We start from the raw sequence: 19,912 nt of genomic DNA, 5'->3' as shown, positions 1-19,912 counted from the left end.
TTAAAAAAAAGAAAAATGGATAAACTACAAATTCATCTGGAAAATTGTTATGGTATAAAAAAGTTTATACACGATTTTGATTTTACACAATCTGAAACACATTTAGTCTATGCACCAAATGGTGTAATGAAATCATCATTAGCTAGAACATTTGAAGATATTACCAATAATGTAGCTTCGAAAGATCGAATTTTTGATAACCGTGCCACCCACAGAGATATTAAAATTGATAACCGACAAATTCTAAATAATGAAATATTTGTTATCCAAAGAATGAAAGAGGTTGATTTCAAAGAAGCTTCCACATTACTTGCTAATCAAGAATTAAAAGACAAATTTGTTCATTTAAATTCTTCGCTAAACCAATCAAAAAAAGAATTCATGCAATTGCTTGCCCCATATTTTGGAGTTAAAGAAGCGTTGATCGAATCTGAGATTGGTTCAATTTTTCGAGATACATTTTTTGTTGCTTTAGAAAAAATTGAAAACTCAGTAAAGGAAAATAACAATCCTATTCTAACCGATATAAAATATGCAGAGATTTTCAATGAAAAAGTTATAAAATTTCTTACCAGCAAAGATTTCAAAATTAAGATAAGAGAGTACATTGAGACTTACGACAAAATCGTAAATGAGAATACTAGTCTTTTTATGAAAGGAACCTTTAATCATTACAATGCTGACACAGTTACAAAATCTTTAAAAGAAAATCATTTTTTTGAAGCTTCACACAAGTTAAAAATAAAGGATAATGAAATTTCAAATGTGGCAGAACTTGAAGAATTAATTAAAGGAGAGAAAGAAAAAGTACTAAACAATCCTGAACTTGTTAGCAAGTTCACAGAAATTGACAAAGCTCTTAATAGTAATGCGGAACTTAGAAATTTCAGAGCATATGTTGACAAAAACCAAGACTTAATCAAGGAATTTGCAGACTTAGATAATTTAAAAAAGAAGTTATTAATTAATTATGTAGCAGTTAACAAAGCTGAATTTGAATCTCTTCTCAAGAAATACAGAGATACAAATGTAGAAAGAGCTCAGATATTAGAGGATGCAAAAAAAGAACAGGATGAATGGAAAAATGTTTTAGAGATTTTCAATAGAAGGTTCACAATTCCTTTCAAGGTCAAAGTCAAAAATCAAGAAGATGTAATTTTAAAAGAAGAAGCTCCTCTATTATTTTTCGAATATGTTGACGGTTTAGATAAAAAAGAATTGGGTGGAGCAGAACTGCATGAAAGTTTGAGTACAGGCGAACAAAGGGTATTTTATTTGTTGAACATAATATTTCAAATTGAATCGAGAAAAAAAATTGCACTAAATCAAATAATGATCGTTGATGATATAGCGGATTCATTTGATTATAAAAACAAATATGCAATTATAGAATATTTGAAAGATGTATTGGAAGACCCAAAGTTTCGGATGGTGATATTGACCCACAATTTCGATTTTTATAAAACAATAAAAAGTAGATTTGGAGGCAAAATAAATTACCAAGGAAACTGGCGAAGCATTAAAACCACATCTGAAGTAAAACTTGTGATTGGGGAAAAGGAAGATGTTTTTCCAACATTGAGAAGTAATTTTCAAAATTGTGATTTTACATTCGTTGCTTGTATTCCTTTTGTTCGAAACCTTATTGAATTTACAATTGGAAACACCAACAACGATTATAAATTTCTTACTTCACTATTGCATTTGAAACCTGAAAATGTAGTTGATGGAATTCCAAAATCTGAAATGATAACAAGGAATGATGTTATTACTATTTTTAACTCTGTATTTAATTTAACAATCGTGCCAGCAAATCCTAATGACAAAGTTTACGATTTAATTCATACCAAAGCCGAAGAAATTATGGCTTTGCCCGAATCAAACACGTTAGATATAAAAAGTAAAATATGCCTTTCCTTATCAATAAGGCTCAAAGCCGAGGAATTTGCAATTGGAAAAATTGTTGATGCAAATTTCAAAACAAATATTCTTAAAAAGCAAACAGGTCAAATTGTTGGCCAGTATAAAAAAGAATATCCATTAGAATCTATATCTATCGCTGTTTTAGATCGAGTAAATTTGATGACGCCTGAAAATATTCATGTAAATTCATTTATGTATGAACCTCTCATGGATTTGTCTGAAGAACATTTAAGAAAGTTACACCACGACGTAAAAGCTTTGGTTTAAAGATTTGCTTATAATTTCAGTTTTGAGCAAGTGGCTTTAGAGAAAACTGAAACTCGTTTTAGTGATAAAACTAAAAAGATTACCAATGAAGAAAATGGACGATACTCTTCCTGAGTTTTTCTACAAATACACAAAAATTGAGAATGTAATAAAAACACTTGAAAACAAAACAATTTGGTTTTCAAGTCCGAAAGATTTTAATGATCCTTTTGATTGTAACATAAAGCTTATTGACTTTACTCCTTCTGAAGAAGACATTGTCAAGTTGATAAATGAAAAGGTGGCAGGTAATAGAGCTTTGAGAAGAAAAGAAATTCAAAAAAATAAGCAAAACCCTTTCCGAATTAAAAACCAAATGAATGAACAATTTCAAGAAGTATTTTATAGTTCAGGCGTGTGCTGTTTTAGTGAAATTAATGATGATATTCTTATGTGGTCACATTATGCAGAAAACCATAAAGGAATTTGCTTAAAATTCAATTCTTCAATTTCTAATATTGCAGACATGACTGCAAAAGTAAAGTATAGTCCAACCTTTGAAAAAGAAAAATTCTTTTCTGGAGATCCTTATTCTGTTTATCATCTAGTTTTTACTAAATCAAATAATTGGTTTTATGAAAAAGAAATAAGAGCCGTAAAAATGCTTTACAACGGGAAAATTGAATTTGATATAATGAACTTAACTGAAATAATTTTTGGTTGCAAAACTGAAGAAACTAATATAAAACTAATTAAAAAATTGATTCTAGAATTAGGCTATAAACATATAATATGCAAACAAGCAGTACTAACAAATTCATCTTTCAAGCTAAAAATCCATTGAGGCATAAATCATTATAACTTGAGCTAATATTTTTTTTATTCAAAAAACAGAAGCTTCTTATTATTCATTATGGAATGATGTTTGTTTTTTTAGAATATTGATTTAGTTGTCAATTTGGGATAAACAGTTATCCAAAACGGAGCTTTTGATTTTGTGGTGACTTAGTACTACCCTACTTCCTGTATTTTTGGGGTATGAAATGGTATAAAATTTTAGGATTAATTGTTTTTGGGTTTGCCGGGGTTTGGTTGGGGGGAAAGGTTTATGATGGTAGGAAGTTTCGTGGGGATAATGATAGTTGGGGTTGCCGTGTCGTGCCTCCTCGCAATGACAGAAAATGAAAGACGCCTTTGAGGCTTCTTTTTTAGTTTTATAACTACTAGTACCTGTTTGGTTTGTTTAAAACGAAATCACAACTTTTCCTATTTATGAATCGAATTAAAATTTCTCACCTTCGTCATTTGCTTCAGAATCCTCTGGTTTTTTGTAATCATTGTTAAAGAAATTCTCGAGTTCTTTTTTGTCTTTTTGATTTTTCATGATTAAAACCACAACCAAAATCAAACAAACAATTATTACAAAAACAATTAACATCACATAAACTTCCATGACAATAATTTTTATTAAAGTTAATCATTTTTGGCATCCCACTTATACTCAATAATCTGGTTTTTTTAACACTTTAATATTCTCTATCCATTACACTATAGTTGTCAAAAACAGCGTTTTTGTTTTTGTGGTTATTAGGTACTATCCAACTTATTATTGTTTTGGGTTATGGAATGGTATGAGATTTTAGGGTTGAATGTGTTTGAGGTTACCGCGTCGTACCGCCTCACAATGGGAGTTGCTATGAACTAAATCTAGTAAGATGTTTATTATTATGAGCGTTAAATGTAAATACTGCCTAAAGATGAACTGTTTTTTTAAGGGAGTTTAGATATTTAATTTCACGAATATATACTTCATAAACCTATTATATTTAAGTCGTTATATTCCCTTTTTTGTATATTTGCATTCTAAGCTAGTTTTAATACAACACTCTAGGCTAGTTTTAATACAACATTATGAGCTAGTTTTAACACAACACTCTAGACTAGTTTTAATACAACATTCTAGACTAGTTATCCAACAATACGCTAGGCTGGTTAATAACTAATAAAAAACAAAAAGTTATGGCTACACCAGGAGAAAAATTGGCAACATCACTTCAAGTACTTCAAAAACTACAACAGAAAGATAACATAGTAGCGATAAAATCAGCAGAAATTAACCGGACACATCGTGAACGCTTAGTAAAAAACGGTTTTCTAAAAGAAGTATCGAAAGGATGGTATATTGTTGCTAATCCTAATGAAACTCCAGGAGACAGTACCTCGTGGTACACCTCTTATTGGCAATTTTGTTCCCGTTATCTGGAAGATAAATACGGAAACGACTACTGTCTTTCAGCCGATCAGTCACTACTAATACATTCCGGAAATAATACAGTTCCGCTACAATTAATTATCCGAGCTCCCACAGCTGCTAACAAAAGTATTAAGCTGCTACATAATACAACACTACTTGAAATAAAAACACAGCTACCTCCTAATACCGATATTATTGAAACAAACGGTGTAAGAATGCTGGCGTTACACTCGGCTCTAATTGGATGTTCCCCTGTAATGTTTGAAAAAAATCCGGTAGATATAAGAACAGCTTTAGCAATACTGCCAGATGCTTCTGATATTTTATCCGTCTTACTGGCGGGCTCACATTCCGTTATTGCCGGAAGATTAGCCGGAGCATTCCGTAACATTGGTCGTGACCGCATTGCTGACGAGATAATAAAAACAATGAAAGCAGCCGATTACGACGTTCGAGAGGTTGATCCATTTCAAAATAAACCAACGGTAAGTCTCTCCTTTCGGGAAAGATCTCCTTATGCAAACCGTATAAAACTGATGTGGGAGCAATACCGTCCAATTATACTAAAACACTTCCCCAAAGAACCGGGTATTCCAAAGAATAAAGAAAAATATCTTGAAGCAGTAGAGCAGATATATGCCACCGATGCCTATCACTCGTTATCTATCGAACGATACAAGGTCTCTTTAGAACTAATTGAAAAAGTTAGAAGTGGAAATTGGGATATAAACCAAAATATAGAGGATAAGGAGCACCGAAATGCCATGGCTGCCCGTGGGTATTGGCAGGCTACCCAAGTGGTAAAAGAGAGTATCAAGCAAATATTAGAAGGTAGTAATGCCGGTAAAACAGCAGACAGGGAACATTCTGATTGGTATCGGGAACTATTTGCACCCAGTGTTACTGCCGGAATCTTAAAAACTTCTGATTTGGCCGGATACAGAACAAATCAGGTGTATATTTCAAATTCCTTACATACGCCACTAAACCGGGAAGCGGTAAGAGATGCCATGCCAACACTATTTGAATTACTCGAAAACGAACCCAGCGCAGGTGTAAGAACAGTACTTGGTCATTTTATTTTTGTATATATCCACCCCTACATGGATGGTAATGGAAGAATGGCGAGATTTTTAATGAATGTTATGCTGGCCTCTGGTGGATACCCTTGGACTGTAATTCCTGTAGAAGAACGAGCCCGCTATATGTATAGCTTAGAAAAAGCGAGTGTAGAGGGTGATATTGAACCATTTGCACTATTTATTGCAACATTAGTTCAAGAGAGTTTAAAAGGGAAACCAGTAGCAAAAATATAAAAAGTATTAACTTAAATGAACCTAATTACATCTCAAGTTCATTTGTAAAACTATAGGCAATCTTATTTTGAGATACTAAAATGGGTTCATAAATAATAGTGATTGCGAAGCAAAGTATTACTGCAATAGTAAACGATAAAAGATATATTACAACCGCTACCTTACATTTTGGGTTATGGAATGGCAAGAAATTTAGGGTTACTTATGTTTGCTGGGGGTGATTAAAGGGTAAGACATATGACAACTGGAAGATCAAGGAAAATAATGGCAGACGGAGAGATGGCATCTAAAGTATAAAAAACTATTTCCTGAGAAATTCGGAAATAGTTTTTATTTTTTCTAAGTACATTTCAGAAAAAGCATCACTAATCCTTCGGCTTATGTATGTGAGGTTTTAAATCAGGATGCTTTGGTTTGTTTGGTGGAGTAACTCTTCTTCTCTCATCAGGTGTTCCATCTTGTTTGTTTGGTTTTGGCCCTGGTTTAATTGCCTGAATTTTTTCCATAATGTGTGTTTTAAATTTGATAATAAACTTTAATTCTCAATAACAAATAAAACTATTTACTCAATCATTTCCTTACGGAAAACCGTATTCCATAATTTATCGCATAAAAAAAGATGAGACAAACCTCACCTTTCCAATAAACTTCTATTTTTAATTACTCTGCCTCCAACTCATACTCATTTCCATTTTCATCTGTCGCCTTTAGCTTCCCATAATCATACCATTCAGCATCAACTTCTACCTCATCCCCATCAGGTGTTGTAATCGTTCCACTACCGTATTTACCATTCATGGAAACATTTCCTGAAACATCATCGCCATTATCGTCGTGGCCAACTACATCATAATTATATTCATAATCTCCTGATGTACCTGTACGGTATTCATATTTATGCTCTTCATCTACATGATAAGTAGGATCATCTTCTGGTTCTTCATACTCTACTTGATTGGTAGATACAAAACCCTGTACTTGAGAATTGGAATTGTTATCGTATGTTTCTTGTTTTTTTTTGCAGCTGATTAAGCCCATCAAAACAAATAAAAATGCTAAAAGTATAGTTTTTTTCATAAGCTATTTTATTTCTATTATTGCCCAAATTGGGATGTGATCTGAAATTTCTCTTGTTTTATGTATATCCTCAAAATCTTGATAAAAATGAATTACCCCATTGCTTACTACCTCAACTTTAGAGGCATCTATAAAGATATTATCATATTCAGATGCTAAACAATCTGAGCCATTACATTGCCTTTTTAATGAAGTTTTCTGGTTTTGAAAAACAGGTTTATATCCTAGACTTTTTAACGGCCCGAAAACGGAGTGTGACTGTGGACAATTGAAATCGCCCAAGAAAATGAGATTTAGTTCCGGATATACTTTGGGTAAAAACTTAAAGTATTTGATTTCGGTTTCCGGTTGAAGTTTTTTTGTAATTGCGTGAAAATTGGAAAGAGTGAAGTTCTTGCCTTCATATTGAAAAGTACAGTAATAGGGTTCCCGATCTATTTCAAGCTGATACTTTTCTTCAAGCCAGGCTTCACCTATTTTCTTGACGTTTGCAGTTTTCCAAAGATAGGCATAGCGCTCTGTTTTGTATTTGCTACCTGAAGTAGGATTACTTACCACATAATCCCATTTGGTTCCTTTACGATTTAAGATATCGGCTAGTTTGGCTATAGTTTGTGCACCTCCATCATTAGGAACTACTTCCTGTATAGCTACAATATCAAACTTCTTAATTGTATTAGCAATGTACTCTAAGTCTTCATCAGATTTTGAAGAACCAATATTTTCAATATTCCATGTGCATAATTTAACTTGTGCATAAAACAAATTGGAACAAAGAACAAGGAGGATTATTAAGCTCTTTTTCAAAATAGTATTTTAAAGCCTTATTAATCTTCCCAACCACAAAGGGTTAAACCGTATCCTTGCGCTTCTTTAAGGGTTACTTTTTTAACCCCGTGACCACATGAATTTAATCCTCGGCAATTTTCTTTATAATGGTATTTTTTTGCACCTGCTGTCCCACAGACATAAACATCCGAACCGGTAGTATAAGACGTTGTAACAACAAAAACTAATGATAATAAAAGTAGTTTCATATTTTTTGTTTTGGTTTTTAAAGATAGTCTTTTTCTTAAAGAGTTAAAACTAGAAGATTAGCTATCACGTGAGTACAACAATTGTTTACTTTTAACGCTTCAGTTTTGAGCTTTTAAACACCTTGGATTATGATTTTTTAGTATCATCAAATGCTTCTTTCACCTTTTCCGATAAAAAGACATTTCCAAATACTCCAAAACCAATAGACTTTTCCTCACCTTTATATCTGATTTTTGTAATTGAAAAAACCAAGTAATTATCACTACTCACTCCGTTTTCCACCAAAGTATTTATCAATGATGTTCCCAATAAACTCCCTAATGCAGAAAAGCCGTTTTTCGGTATCGTATCATCTTCTTCAATAGACTTTTGATAATATGATGTTATGGTAGATTTCACAACCTCCTTATGTATCTCTTGATTAGGATTTGTAAAAATTGCAATTGCTAAAATAATCCCTAAACCAATTAAAATTATTTGTTTTGTTTTCATATTTCTGACTTTAATTTTCAATTTCATAAATACTTACTGTCTCCAATAACTCGTTTTCAAAATTGTAGATATCATCTATGGTTTCAAGCAATTGACGATTTTCGTTCTTATTGTTATTGAAAAGACCTATGTACTTTTTCCCTCCATTAAGATGTAGTCTGCAAAGTGGTTTACGATTATTATCATCAAGGAGAACTCCAAAATAAGATTGTGTATCACGATGTACTATCCGGTGGACAGGTATTTTTCTTCTAAGAATTGCTACTATAATTCTATAAGCTTCGAGTTCTTCATCTGTTGTAGTAACTTTAGATATTTCAGACTCCTCAATTTGATCTTTTTCCTGAATGATTACTTCTTTATTTAAGGCTAAATGTAACCGCTCGTTAATCTTTTCCCCAATAAGCTGACCAAACGCTTTTTGAACAAGTTCTGTAAATTCATCCATTACTTTTTCAGTCAATCTGCCATTATATACTTTATTGGCAAATAGTCGAACAAATTCCGGTGAAGGTTTATCTATTTCACTATCAATTTGCTTTCGAATCTCTTTAATGAATTTAAGTGAACTTGCATTGTCAAGAATCTTATTAATGTCAAAATTTGATTTGTGGAATTTTAACACCTCGTTTACGGCACTGTCTTTCAAATTGGTAATGTCGAATTCAAAAAATGGTTTCTCATCCATCTTATTTTTCTCATCCAAATCAGTAAAAAACTGATACTGGATACCATTAGTTAACAACGCAAAACGCGTTTTACTTACATGAAAATACCTAAACAATTGTGAACCATGGATGGTTAAGTTTTCTTTCCAGTTTTTGCACTCAATAATCATGATAGGTTCGCCGTTCTGAACAATAGCATAATCTACTTTCTCCCCTTTTTTGATTCCGATATCAGCCACATATTCCGGTACCACTTCTAAAGGATTGAAAGTGTCATAACCAAGTGTATTGATAAACGGCAATACAAATGCGTGTTTTGTAGATTCTTCTGTTTCTATTTTATCTTTTAGCTGATGGATTTTATCGGCTAATGATTTAAGTTGTGTTTGTAGTTCCATGATGCTACCTTTTAGGACGTGTTAACAATGTCATTATCCCTAATATTAAATCTCCAAATACCCAAATGGTTATGATAAGCATTGCACCAATGCCTGTGCCAATTGCAGCCCCAGCTTGCTCCGCTTCACTTGCTGCACCGTCCACTGTTTGTGCTGCACTTCCGACTCCTGTAATAAACCAAAGTAACATCAGAAGGTTAAATACTATAAAAGTGTATTTCACTATTTTTCCAAAAAAACTCCTTTCAGGTTTTCTTAATTTTGCGCCACATTTAGGGCAATCAAAAGCTTTATCGCTTATTTCTGAATTGCATTCTTTACAATTAATTAGTGCCATATTTTCAATTATTTATATTATACTTTCCCTATTTTAAAACATTTCCTACTTCAACTTCATAATTTTCAGCATTTTGAATATCGATGCCCAAAACATCAATAGTTTTTTCTGCTCCTGCTGCTAAATTTGCTGCATTACCTATTCCGGTTCCTACAATATCTCCTTTCTTATTATAAAAAGTTGCCTTAAGATCTAAATAGTCAATTAATTCATCCGTATTATTTTTCACCCTACAATGAACGGTGTATGCATTCATTGTCGATTCATAATTAGCGGTGTGTTTCAATATCTCTACTTCGGGTTTTTCATTTTCTATTACTGTCTCATCTGAGCTTATTGAAACATTTGATGTCGTTTCATTAGCCTTATCATCGCCACTTCCATAAGCGATAAATAAGAATCCTGTAATTACTATTACAGATAATAAATGTTGTACTCTTTTTTTCATCTTTATTAATTAATTTGTTCTTGTTTTCTAAAAATTACAAATGGGAATAGAGTTCCCACGAAATACATTATTACATCCATCCAATCAAATGTTCCTGGAATTATTTTAAAAAATTGCCCCGCTTCAGACAAAACTGCTATAACTGGCACGCTGAATACCCATACAATGTTTTCCTTGTTGATTTTGTTTTTCCAAATCATTAACACTAAACATATATAGGATGACAACCAAAGACCGTCTGGTAAAGAATAAAGCATCCAATCTGGGATTACATCTACAATTTTTAATGTAATTCCCCGTATACTTTTTGTTATTCCTAAACAGGCGAATGTATCCAGCCAGCTAAACAATTTTAGGGACACACTCCTGAATAGAATATAGATTAAGCTCCCAATAAACAATGTCCCTAACGAACCTAAAAGCAAACGTTTCTTCATTTATCAATATCAATAATCAAACTTATGCTGAATGGAAAACTATTCCTTACGGAAAACCGTAAACAGAAACATTTTAATAAGCACAAAAAAAAAGCACCCTAAGTAGAGTGCTTTTTATAACATAATATTTTAAAGTCCTAAACAATGCCAAGATCTTTAGCAATAGCAACTAAATGAACAGTATTATTTGCATCGAAATAATCTTTCAATTTTGCGATTCTTTTTTCTACAGTGCTTTTACTGTTTGGTGTTATACCGGCTTCTTTCAAAGTAGCTTCCATATTTTCCTGCAAAACTCCAACGGACAGGTATTGCAAAACAACAACGTCAAAGTCGTCTATTTCGTTAATAGTTTTATCTTTAAGAATATAGTTTAAATCTGATGAAATAAACTGTTCTTTATTAAATGCGCTTCCAATTGCTGTTTTAAGTTCCTCTATACTTCTTCTCCCTTTAAGTACAAATCCGTCAACATTATATTTATCAAATAAAGCTTTTATGCGATATGGCTTATCTTCAATCGAAAAGGCAATTATTTTAACCGCATGGTCTTCAATTTTCACTGCCTCAACAAGCTCTTCTCCGGAATTTAACTTTGCTATTCTATGGTCAGTTTTAAAAGACAAGTCAGTAATTATTAAATCATATGGCTGATTGTCTTGCTTTGCTTTTTTAACCTTAAGTAAAGCATCGTCACAGTACTTAGCATAATCTATAACTGGCACATTAAGTTCATTTAAAACCTGTACAACAGCAATATCATTCAAATCAATATCGTCTACAATAAGAGCCTTTTTAAACATATATAACTTATTTAGGAATTGATAGATTTACTCTTAATCCTTTATTGGTATCTGTTTCAAAAGTAATAGTTCCTTTAATTGCATTAATACGGTTTTCCGCATTTGTTAAGCCGTTCTTTAAATTCAATTGTTCAGATATTCCAACACCGTTATCCGAGTATTTTATTTGAATCACATTACCTACATCTTCAAATCCAACAACAACAAAACTAGCATGACTGTGCTTCTTCATGTTCACCATCAATTCTTGCAACGCTCTATAAACAGCTACTTTTTTCCCCGTCTCTACTTTGTCCCAATTAATATCATGATTGTCTTTTATAATCACTTTTATTTCATCATTTGCATAATCCGAAATCATTTGCTTTAGATTGGACTTATATTGTACGTCTGTGTCAATTTCAGCAATTCCTCTCGAAATATCTCTTGCTTTTTTATATATACCGTCTAAACTTCTTAAAAGGGTTTCCTTTCTTTGTGAGTTTTGAAATTCCTGGACCTGTACATAAGAAATCGTCTGATACACATCATTAGCCAATTCATCATGAAGCTGTTTCGATATTCTTGCTTCTGTTTCATGGATGGCTTTCTGCTTTTCTTTTCTGTTTCTCTTTACAAAGAACCTCACAATCCAAAAAACCAAAAATACTAATGTTACAAAACCAATAACCAACAAAAGGCTTTGTGTTTTTGCTCTTTCAAGTTTCAATAAATTATCGGCTCTTTCAAATTTTAACTTCTGATTTTCTTCTTTCTCTATCTGAGAATCATACTTAATCTTAGCAAATTGGTTTTTAGCATTATTCCTAACCTTCACTATGCTATCATTCAATCTTAAAAACTGACTCACATACTGGTTCTTTCCTTGCCTAATATTGTTAGCCATTAAGAAAGACAAAGACTCTAGTCTTTCGTCTATACTTTTATGATTTGTCGCATTCTCATATGCCTTAAGAGCATATTCATCAGACTTTGCTATGTTGCTATTTTGATAAAATTCAGCTAAATGTAAAAAGCTTTCAATAGCATCATAACTAAGACTGTCTTTATTTCTAATTTCAAGACCTTCATTCAAAAAAGTCAAAGCATCTTTATTTCGATTTACTTTAAAGTAAGCATAACCTAAATTATCTACTACCCTTGCTTTTTTAGCGTTAAGTGTAGTGTCCCTAAAAACCTTAGATTTTAAAATTGATTCTAAAATATCAACTGCTTTTAAAGGTTCACTCTTTTGAATCCAAATCACAGCCATATTGTTAAGTGGAGATATTTTCTCAACTTCATTCTTGGCGTTTTCTAAAGTCCAAGAATAGTTTTTATAAGCATCGTCATAATTTTTTTGCTCCTTTGCAATTATTCCTAATTGATTATATGCTGGAGCAATGTAATCTGGAATTTTAAATTTCAACAATTCGGTTAATGTCTCTTCACTTCCGTAATAATCACCTATGGTTTGTTGAGCCCTCGCCATTTGATACAGGCAATACCCAATATTAAGAGTATCTTTTTCTATTTCATATAATTCTTTTGCCTTATGAAAAAAAAAGAATGCACTGTCAAACTTACTTTCTCCAAATTTCACAATTGCCTCTTCACGTGATAGATTCGCTTTTGCTCTATTAACGCCTGAGTCAGATTCTCCTTTAAAATCATTTTTACAAGAAAAAAGAAATGAGAATATAACTAAAATTAAAAACGGGGAACGTACCATAAAAGTTACTTTCCCCGAAATTAGTAATTATTGACAAACCTGTCTGTTTTTTTTTACGGTTTTGTTGGAGGTGGCGGTACAATAATAGGATCGTCACCAGGACCATTAACTGTGTCTCTTTGTACAATATTAACAGATGGAATTATACCACCTTGACTAGATAGTCTCATAAAATTGTTTTCCTTTTCAAGGTTTCTCTTGGAAGGGTTAACAATTTCATTATCATCAGAAGAACAAGAAACTACTGCAAAACCCAATACTGCAAATGCAGCTAATAAAAATACTCTTTTCATTTTGTTTAAGATTTAAATTAGACACAGGCATTGCGCTCCGGCTATAAGCCGGAATTGTCATAATGGCAATGCCAAATTGAATTGGGAAGTGTAGTGTGCCTAAATTGCAATGGAAGAATTGTACTTCCCTAGCAATTTTCTATTACAATTTTTGGCAACACTATGTAGAAGTAGTTTTGTACATTTGTTCTTATCGCGAATAGAACAAGAACTAATTCTAAGGCAAAGTAAAAGCCTTTTGTTTTAGGCATTTATACGGAATTCCTACAATTCCTGCAATTCCGCAGGAGTCCTTATAATTCCTGAAAAATCCTAAAAAATCCGATATGCTTATGACTAAAAATACTCCTGAAGAATACAAAAAAAGGATACGTGAAAAGTTTGAGACCGAAAAGAATGGAATTCATTCGGATGTTTTTTTAAATCCTTCCAGAGCGAAATTGAGAAAGCTGTGCTTTGAGCTTTTTAAGGACAATACCAATCCTGATGATTTAAAGATTTTCGAATCGTTTTTTAAGTTTAAGTTTAGCCTCGATTGTGGAAAAAAAATAAAAGAGGAGACTGATAAATTCAGACCTATTGAAAACTTTTTAAAAGGAGAAACAGAACCCGCAGATTTTGAAACTGTTAATATGGCTGCGATTCTGGTAGATTTTCAGCCAAGACCCTTTTTTAAGTTTTCTAAAAAAGAAATTACGGATACGGTTATTAATAATCAAAATACAATTGTTGAGGAAAACACAACGGTTTCATCTGACAACAGATCAAATAAGCCTTCCGAAAATTTACCAGAAATAAACCTTCCGCAAAACCTTATCAATGCTACCAACAAGAAAAGAATTAACAAAAAAACTGTACTTTTTTTAGCAATAGTTACAGTTTTAGGATTGGGTTTTTCAGTCAAACAACTCTTTTTCCCGAAAAAGCAATGCATGGAATGGAAAAAAGACCATTATAGTATTGTTGATTGTTTACCTAACACAGAAAGTTTTGGAAACGTTAATAAAAGTATACCATTTGACGAATCATTATTTAAAATGCGTAGAATATGGGCTTGTGATACCACAACTTTTTTTAAAGATGGAAAAGCTGTTTTATGGTATTATAAATCACCCGAAGAAGTTGAACTTTACAATATGCCGGGCTTCCATCCTATAAATGAAAAGCCATTAAAACACATAACAGATTACATGATCAAAACATATTTTAAAAAAGATGGTGTAGTCAAGAAATAAAAAAATGAAAGACGCTTTTGGAGCGTCTTTTATGTTTATATGAGTTGCCTATATACTTGAATGTACCAATAGTATTGAAGACTTTTGGAGTTTATTAAAGAAAGATATTGTTGTTACATTCAAGTATATAGGCATCGTATTTGAGTTCAGCAATTTCTTATAAAAAATCTAAAAAAATAGAGATTATTTTTCTTTTACTTTCATCACTTTATTATGAATAACAAATTACTTTAATAAGGAATTCTTCATCAAGATCAATAAACAAGTTCTAATTTATGGGTAGAACAAATAAAAAAAGATGGTTAAAACATAAACCATCTTTTTTTTAACCTCAATTATTAAGATTTATGACTATTCAGACAAAAAGTCTTTAGATCCTATTCTATAACCTACAATCTTATACTTACCTGAAGTAGCATCCCTCAACAAAAGAAATCTTTCTTTGGTTTTTGATTTTTCATATTCAACCTCATATTCCACTTTAAAACCATCTGATGAAGAGTTATAGCTCTTCGACCATACACCCATTTCATATTTTTTTACTTTTCCGAATTTTTTATTCATTCCAGCAAACATCTTTAATAATTCTTCTTTACTGGTTTTTGTAAAAAATTCTTCTCCAAACATATTTGTCAATTCTTCATTTTTTTGAGCATTATAATCAGAATAAAATTTAGAAACCAATAATTCCACCTCTTGTGTATGCTTTTTATTGTTTTCATCCATCTTTTCCTTATTTACACAAGAAAACATACTTAATGAAAGAACGAATATTAAAACCAAAGTTGCTTTTACTTTCATATCAATTAAATTAATTAAACAAACCTGTTGCTTTTATTGAATCCACCTTTACATATTTACTTTCAATTGGGGTATAAATATACAAATATCTGGATTTTTTTGGCTTTACAATTGAATCCCCAATTTTTAATTTAGTCGCAACCGAAATAATAAAGTTTGGACTCACCAAAGCCCCATTAACCTTTACACGCTTGTTTTCCAAGGTATCTAAGTTTTCAACAAGAATTGAATACCCTGAATTAAAATCATTATCGGAATCAATTTTATTTTTTATAAATAAAGATAAAATAATACCTATTCCAAATAATATTATGAGCATTTTTAATTTTTTTTTCATAACATGAATTAATTACGGATTAACAGGAACAGAGTGCTGCATCCCTAAAGTTGCTCCACCACCAATACCTACTCCAAATCCAAAACCAAAATTAATCCAATTTGGTGAAGCCGTTTCTAAATCATCTAATCCTACATTCATAAACAATTCTCCACCTACTCCTTCGTGCGCTTCTCCTCTCACTTCAAAACTCCAACCATTCAAAGCATTTGCTGCTTCACCAGGCTTCAAATCTCTCATGTCCATTGTAGCATAAGTGCCCCGAGATAATGAAATTCCAGCGTTAGCTGAAATATCTGAGCCAATTTGTCCACCAACAGTATGAGTTACATAAGGCACGAAACTGGCGTCATGTCCTCTAGTTATGAAATTTAGTGATAACCCTGAACCCACTCCTAAAACAGCTGTAATTGATTGATCAACACCAATAGAATATTTATCAGCAACCATTAACCTTGAAAAAGGATTATTCCAGAAATCAGAAAAATCATCCTCAACTTCTTCAAATATATCAGTAAAAAAATCCGAAAAATCAAAATCTTCCTCCTCTTCAAAGTCACCAAAATCAGGTTCATCGACAATGTCATCAGAAAAATCCTCTATTGGCTCTATAACTTCCTCTTCTAAAACCTCTGTTAAAGATTCTGGAGCTTCTACTACATTTTCAAATTCAAATGAAAAAAAATGCTCATTACCTTCAAAATCAATAAATCCATACATGTACCCTCCTTCATATTCAAAATAGAAAAAATCGAAATCACGTTCTTGATCTACAGCCGGTATATCAAGATCATGGTGAATCCCATCCCCACTCTCCATTCCTTCAAGCTCAGGCGCATGAATTGGTTGGTTAGAAGAGAACTGATAAGGTGTCATGAAATTGTATTTTTCAGCTAATGGATCTACACTCATAAATCTACCTAAAGCTGAATCATAATTTCTCCATTTAAACTGTATCCAATTTAGACCTAATTCGTCTTGTGTTTCCTGCCCTTCATAACCTAGCTTAAATGCAATACTTCCAAAAGCATTATACACATTATTATAACCCGTATGTTTAAGACCAAAAGGATCATAATTATTCTCTTGAATTATTTCACTCGTAGCAATTATACCGTTTTTATTAACATCTGTATATGAAAGTCGTGTACTCCCTAAGTGGTCTTTATAATTGTATACGTAATTTAATTGATTGTTATTATTTGCAATATATCCTTCAGGTTGAGAAACATACTGTAATACTAAGTTATTTGCATTTGTTTTTTGATAAATATAACCTCCACAATATTCTGTTATTGTTACATTACTTCCATCAGTAACTTTCTTGCTTAACTTTTTACCATTACTGTCATAAACATATTCTATTTTTTTGGAAATGTCCTCAAAAGATATAATCTCAGGCAAATTCAAACGATTATAGGTAATATTGGCAATTTTCTTGTTTCGGTCTTTAATCATATTACCGTTACTATCGTACGTATATTGTGATGTGGAATCCGATGTTGGAATCTGAGAAGTATGGCCAAAATAGTTATGACCTAAATCCTGTACTCTTGTTAATTGGTTTCCATTATATGAATAACTCATATAATCCATCCATTCAAGGTTTGGATCGCTTATTTTATCACCTGCTCTATGCATAAATGTTATATTACCATTTTTGTCATAATTTACAGTCTCAAGATTAAAGCTGTTATTCTGCAATGAATTGTTTAAATTATAAAATTTAGCTTTCTTAATTCTATTCAAATCATCGTAAGTATAATCATAATAGCGCAATTGGTTGTCATTTGCCGTTTTCCAAAACACCTGACTTACATTTTTATTATATAATGGAGTCCCTGTAGAGGTTGGATTATTCCTTCTAATTTCTAAAGCAAATAAATCATTACCAAGATTATTCGGATCATTTATTTGTGTCAGCCATCCGCGAATGTTGTATTTACAATTTATAGTTTGCAAACTTATAAGATTAGTAAAACCATAATTATCTATACTAAGATTTGTCATGCTGGAATTTATAGCATACAAATGACCGTCACCATAAAGAGTTGCTGAACTTGTTGGTGTAGTAGATGTATAAATTAAGATTCCATTCTTTTTATAGAATATTGTATTCCCGATTCTCTCTATAATGAACAAATCCCCTGCATAATAATTTGTAATTAATTTCGAAGACCCATTCTCAAAGATCTCTACAGTCTTACCTCCATTTACATGAGAAGCATTTGTCAAAACAAATGAATAGTTAATCTGATTATAAGCTGTAGTATTAGGAGAATATGACAATCCAATAGCTAAATGACTATTATTAGTCGCTTTAAACTTCAGATTACCGTCAGCTATAACACTACTTATTGTAGTAAAACTTGAATTAGTCCAAGAATCAGTAGCTATACTCTTTGTTAACAAACCTTGATCATCTGTAATAGCCGTAAGATTTAAAAGTGTCGTCCCTCCAACTTTTTTCTCAACAAGCTTTCCTAATTCATCATATTTATTAGCTAAAATCAATTCGTCAGACTTGTTACCCAATGATTGTAAATGCTTTAAAAGTCTTCCTTTTTTATCATAAGAATATTTATCAAAAGTCACTAAATCAGTTGTAACTCCTGTTTTGTTATGAACCGTCCTTGACTCAATGATGTTACCGGAAAAATCTAATTTTAAATCTATAACATCAAGCGTATTTAATGTTTCATTCTTATCATATAATTTGACAACTTTTTCATTTTTATCGTAAAAGAAAACTGAAGTTTCCCAACTTGAAGTGCTTAAATTTTTAACTTTAGTTCCAGTTAACAAACCATTTGTTAGTGTCGTTAAATTTTCATTATAAAAATTCTGAGTCGGGATGGTTATTCCGCTTAAATCAAATTGATAATTATCATAATATGAAACTTTATTTACTGTTAAAGTAAATTGATCCAAATAGTGAGAAAATAAAAAATCCCCACTTCCCGTATAATACACATAACTACTTAAAAGCTGATCAACCGTGTTTTGCATTACTTCACGGGTAGAGTTATTTACATCAGTAAGTGTTCCAGCGAAAACTATTCTTCCATAAATATCATACTCAACAAAATTCCATTCTTTCGCACTCAATTGACTTTGCTTGGAATCTTGTGTCAATAATAATCTATCTAATGTGTCATAAACTAAATATTGCCAACCGGAACCCGGTAATTTTTTCTCAATTAATCTGTTTTTATAATCATATCTGTATTGATAACATAAATTATCTAAAACATTTTGATAAGTTGAAACAGGATTATTATTCGAATCAAAAAGATTAGCATGAACTACTTTAGGAGATAAAACAAAAACAATATTCCCTTGAAAATCATAAACATAATAAGTATCATGAGCAACTCCGTTTTCAAATTCTCTTTTTAAAACAGTCCTGCCTGCTAAGTCTTTAAAAGCTGCGTAAGTATTGTTTTCACCATCAGTAGTTTCCCAATTTTCATTTTTAGAAACATACTTTATTAAAGTTTTAGGCTGACATACCCCTTCGCAAATAAGAACAGGGTTATTATTGCTATCATAACTGACGTTATATTTATATACAACATCAACAATATTATCGTGATTATAAATTGATCTATTAGACTTAATAGTATGCCCATTATTTAAAGACCAATCGTTTCCAACATGAGCTATTTCTCTAGATGAATATAATCTATCATTATCAAAAATTACTTCTGTAAAAGGATTATCCGTATTATCATACTTTGGAACATCGTAAAATAAAGATTGCTCGTTATTGAAATTTGTGACATATGCCCCATTATTTGAAGTTACAGCATATGGCAAGTATTTCTTTGACTGTCTATTTAAATTATCATATTCGTTTTTGAATATTAAATCTTCATTATTGCCCCCAGATTTCATAAATATGGTCTGAATTTTTCTTCCAGTTCCATCTAAATAAGTCACAGCTTCATTAAAATCATTGCTATTGGTACTTCCTGTAACTTCATTTACAGCCTCCTTATATGTTTTAACATAAACATAGTTTCTACTTGGAGAAACCTGCGAAAAAGCAAAATTGAAAATAAGGCTTAATAAAAATAAAAATTTTAGTTTCATGTT

Annotated in this window: 20 protein-coding genes; 4 read left to right on the top strand and 16 right to left on the bottom strand. The window is 31.7% G+C overall.

What is annotated here, in order from left to right; all coding sequences use genetic code 11:
• The first annotated feature begins 15 nt into the window (after positions 1-15).
• A complete protein-coding gene (locus ACWPKD_RS00335; RefSeq protein ID WP_455410684.1) occupies positions 16-2,190 on the top strand; it encodes a hypothetical protein in 2,175 nt (724 codons plus the stop codon).
• An 85-nt stretch (positions 2,191-2,275) separates the two neighbouring features.
• The gene (locus ACWPKD_RS00330) at positions 2,276-3,013 is read left to right on the top strand and encodes a DUF2971 domain-containing protein (RefSeq protein WP_455410683.1); all 738 of its coding nucleotides are present in this window, start codon (positions 2,276-2,278) and stop codon (positions 3,011-3,013) included.
• A gap of 438 nt (positions 3,014-3,451) precedes the next feature.
• Here ACWPKD_RS00330 and ACWPKD_RS00325 read toward each other — a convergent pair whose 3' ends face one another.
• On the bottom strand, positions 3,452-3,622 hold the full coding sequence (locus ACWPKD_RS00325; protein ID WP_455410682.1) for a hypothetical protein: 171 nt from the start codon (positions 3,620-3,622) through the stop codon (positions 3,452-3,454).
• Between the two features lie 566 nt (positions 3,623-4,188).
• Here ACWPKD_RS00325 and ACWPKD_RS00320 point away from each other — a divergent pair.
• Positions 4,189-5,739, top strand: a complete 1,551-nt coding sequence (locus tag ACWPKD_RS00320; protein ID WP_455410681.1) for a Fic family protein — start codon at positions 4,189-4,191, stop codon at positions 5,737-5,739.
• Between the two features lie 365 nt (positions 5,740-6,104).
• Here the strand turns inward: ACWPKD_RS00320 and ACWPKD_RS00315 are convergent, their stop codons facing one another.
• The 12 genes from ACWPKD_RS00315 to ACWPKD_RS00260 form a co-directional block, all read right to left on the bottom strand.
• The gene (locus ACWPKD_RS00315; protein WP_455410680.1) at positions 6,105-6,245 is read right to left on the bottom strand and encodes a hypothetical protein; all 141 of its coding nucleotides are present in this window, start codon (positions 6,243-6,245) and stop codon (positions 6,105-6,107) included.
• Between the two features lie 154 nt (positions 6,246-6,399).
• On the bottom strand, positions 6,400-6,816 hold the full coding sequence (locus tag ACWPKD_RS00310) for a hypothetical protein (protein WP_455410679.1): 417 nt from the start codon (positions 6,814-6,816) through the stop codon (positions 6,400-6,402).
• 3 nt (positions 6,817-6,819) lie between these two features.
• Positions 6,820-7,623, bottom strand: coding sequence for an endonuclease/exonuclease/phosphatase family protein (locus ACWPKD_RS00305; RefSeq protein WP_455410678.1), 804 nt, complete (start codon positions 7,621-7,623; stop codon positions 6,820-6,822).
• 20 nt (positions 7,624-7,643) lie between these two features.
• A complete protein-coding gene (locus ACWPKD_RS00300) occupies positions 7,644-7,853 on the bottom strand; it encodes a hypothetical protein (protein WP_455410677.1) in 210 nt (69 codons plus the stop codon).
• A 127-nt stretch (positions 7,854-7,980) separates the two neighbouring features.
• Complete coding sequence (locus tag ACWPKD_RS00295; RefSeq protein ID WP_455410676.1) at positions 7,981-8,346, bottom strand: DUF4359 domain-containing protein; 366 nt, start codon at positions 8,344-8,346, stop codon at positions 7,981-7,983.
• 10 nt (positions 8,347-8,356) lie between these two features.
• The gene (locus ACWPKD_RS00290; RefSeq protein ID WP_455410675.1) at positions 8,357-9,412 is read right to left on the bottom strand and encodes a type I restriction endonuclease; all 1,056 of its coding nucleotides are present in this window, start codon (positions 9,410-9,412) and stop codon (positions 8,357-8,359) included.
• Between the two features lie 4 nt (positions 9,413-9,416).
• The gene (locus tag ACWPKD_RS00285; protein ID WP_455410674.1) at positions 9,417-9,749 is read right to left on the bottom strand and encodes a hypothetical protein; all 333 of its coding nucleotides are present in this window, start codon (positions 9,747-9,749) and stop codon (positions 9,417-9,419) included.
• A 28-nt stretch (positions 9,750-9,777) separates the two neighbouring features.
• Positions 9,778-10,197 carry an FxLYD domain-containing protein gene (locus tag ACWPKD_RS00280; protein ID WP_455410673.1) on the bottom strand — a complete coding sequence of 140 codons (420 nt, stop codon included), beginning with the start codon at positions 10,195-10,197 and terminating at the stop codon, positions 9,778-9,780.
• A gap of 5 nt (positions 10,198-10,202) precedes the next feature.
• On the bottom strand, positions 10,203-10,547 hold the full coding sequence (locus ACWPKD_RS00275) for a hypothetical protein (RefSeq protein ID WP_455410672.1): 345 nt from the start codon (positions 10,545-10,547) through the stop codon (positions 10,203-10,205).
• 224 nt (positions 10,548-10,771) lie between these two features.
• The gene (locus ACWPKD_RS00270) at positions 10,772-11,437 is read right to left on the bottom strand and encodes a response regulator (protein ID WP_455410671.1); all 666 of its coding nucleotides are present in this window, start codon (positions 11,435-11,437) and stop codon (positions 10,772-10,774) included.
• A 7-nt stretch (positions 11,438-11,444) separates the two neighbouring features.
• The gene (locus tag ACWPKD_RS00265; protein ID WP_455410670.1) at positions 11,445-13,148 is read right to left on the bottom strand and encodes a tetratricopeptide repeat-containing sensor histidine kinase; all 1,704 of its coding nucleotides are present in this window, start codon (positions 13,146-13,148) and stop codon (positions 11,445-11,447) included.
• A 53-nt stretch (positions 13,149-13,201) separates the two neighbouring features.
• On the bottom strand, positions 13,202-13,441 hold the full coding sequence (locus ACWPKD_RS00260) for a hypothetical protein (protein WP_455410669.1): 240 nt from the start codon (positions 13,439-13,441) through the stop codon (positions 13,202-13,204).
• Between the two features lie 332 nt (positions 13,442-13,773).
• Here ACWPKD_RS00260 and ACWPKD_RS00255 point away from each other — a divergent pair, with 332 nt between their 5' ends.
• A complete protein-coding gene (locus tag ACWPKD_RS00255; protein ID WP_455410668.1) occupies positions 13,774-14,676 on the top strand; it encodes a hypothetical protein in 903 nt (300 codons plus the stop codon).
• 351 nt (positions 14,677-15,027) lie between these two features.
• Here ACWPKD_RS00255 and ACWPKD_RS00250 read toward each other — a convergent pair whose 3' ends face one another.
• Genes ACWPKD_RS00250 through ACWPKD_RS00240 form a run of 3 tightly spaced genes read right to left on the bottom strand, consistent with a single transcriptional unit; the run spans position 15,028 to position 19,909 of the window.
• Complete coding sequence (locus ACWPKD_RS00250; protein WP_455410667.1) at positions 15,028-15,477, bottom strand: hypothetical protein; 450 nt, start codon at positions 15,475-15,477, stop codon at positions 15,028-15,030.
• Between the two features lie 10 nt (positions 15,478-15,487).
• Entirely contained in the window at positions 15,488-15,814 is a 327-nt protein-coding gene (locus ACWPKD_RS00245; protein WP_455410666.1) for a hypothetical protein, read from the bottom strand.
• 12 nt (positions 15,815-15,826) lie between these two features.
• Positions 15,827-19,909 carry a DUF6443 domain-containing protein gene (locus tag ACWPKD_RS00240; RefSeq protein WP_455410665.1) on the bottom strand — a complete coding sequence of 1,361 codons (4,083 nt, stop codon included), beginning with the start codon at positions 19,907-19,909 and terminating at the stop codon, positions 15,827-15,829.
• Positions 19,910-19,912: the final 3 nt, after the last annotated feature.

The organism is Flavobacterium pedocola, from assembly GCF_053764385.1.
The sequence above is the reverse complement of the archived record's forward strand: the minus strand, read 5'-3'. Positions and strand labels throughout refer to the sequence as shown.

Excerpts from the sequence above, each read along its gene's own strand:
- ACWPKD_RS00295 (WP_455410676.1), bottom strand. The coding sequence starts at position 8,346 with ATGAAAACAAAACAAATAATTTTAATTGGTTTAGGGATTATTTTAGCA.
- ACWPKD_RS00255 (WP_455410668.1), top strand. The coding sequence starts at position 13,774 with ATGACTAAAAATACTCCTGAAGAATACAAAAAAAGGATACGTGAAAAG.
- ACWPKD_RS00335 (WP_455410684.1), top strand. The coding sequence starts at position 16 with ATGGATAAACTACAAATTCATCTGGAAAATTGTTATGGTATAAAAAAG.
- ACWPKD_RS00320 (WP_455410681.1), top strand. The coding sequence starts at position 4,189 with ATGGCTACACCAGGAGAAAAATTGGCAACATCACTTCAAGTACTTCAA.
- ACWPKD_RS00260 (WP_455410669.1), bottom strand. The coding sequence starts at position 13,441 with ATGAAAAGAGTATTTTTATTAGCTGCATTTGCAGTATTGGGTTTTGCA.
- ACWPKD_RS00265 (WP_455410670.1), bottom strand. The coding sequence starts at position 13,148 with ATGGTACGTTCCCCGTTTTTAATTTTAGTTATATTCTCATTTCTTTTT.
- ACWPKD_RS00285 (WP_455410674.1), bottom strand. The coding sequence starts at position 9,749 with ATGGCACTAATTAATTGTAAAGAATGCAATTCAGAAATAAGCGATAAA.
- ACWPKD_RS00240 (WP_455410665.1), bottom strand. The coding sequence starts at position 19,909 with ATGAAACTAAAATTTTTATTTTTATTAAGCCTTATTTTCAATTTTGCT.
- ACWPKD_RS00300 (WP_455410677.1), bottom strand. The coding sequence starts at position 7,853 with ATGAAACTACTTTTATTATCATTAGTTTTTGTTGTTACAACGTCTTAT.
- ACWPKD_RS00270 (WP_455410671.1), bottom strand. The coding sequence starts at position 11,437 with ATGTTTAAAAAGGCTCTTATTGTAGACGATATTGATTTGAATGATATT.
- ACWPKD_RS00250 (WP_455410667.1), bottom strand. The coding sequence starts at position 15,477 with ATGAAAGTAAAAGCAACTTTGGTTTTAATATTCGTTCTTTCATTAAGT.
- ACWPKD_RS00310 (WP_455410679.1), bottom strand. The coding sequence starts at position 6,816 with ATGAAAAAAACTATACTTTTAGCATTTTTATTTGTTTTGATGGGCTTA.
- ACWPKD_RS00290 (WP_455410675.1), bottom strand. The coding sequence starts at position 9,412 with ATGGAACTACAAACACAACTTAAATCATTAGCCGATAAAATCCATCAG.
- ACWPKD_RS00325 (WP_455410682.1), bottom strand. The coding sequence starts at position 3,622 with ATGGAAGTTTATGTGATGTTAATTGTTTTTGTAATAATTGTTTGTTTG.
- ACWPKD_RS00315 (WP_455410680.1), bottom strand. The coding sequence starts at position 6,245 with ATGGAAAAAATTCAGGCAATTAAACCAGGGCCAAAACCAAACAAACAA.
- ACWPKD_RS00280 (WP_455410673.1), bottom strand. The coding sequence starts at position 10,197 with ATGAAAAAAAGAGTACAACATTTATTATCTGTAATAGTAATTACAGGA.
- ACWPKD_RS00245 (WP_455410666.1), bottom strand. The coding sequence starts at position 15,814 with ATGAAAAAAAAATTAAAAATGCTCATAATATTATTTGGAATAGGTATT.
- ACWPKD_RS00330 (WP_455410683.1), top strand. The coding sequence starts at position 2,276 with ATGAAGAAAATGGACGATACTCTTCCTGAGTTTTTCTACAAATACACA.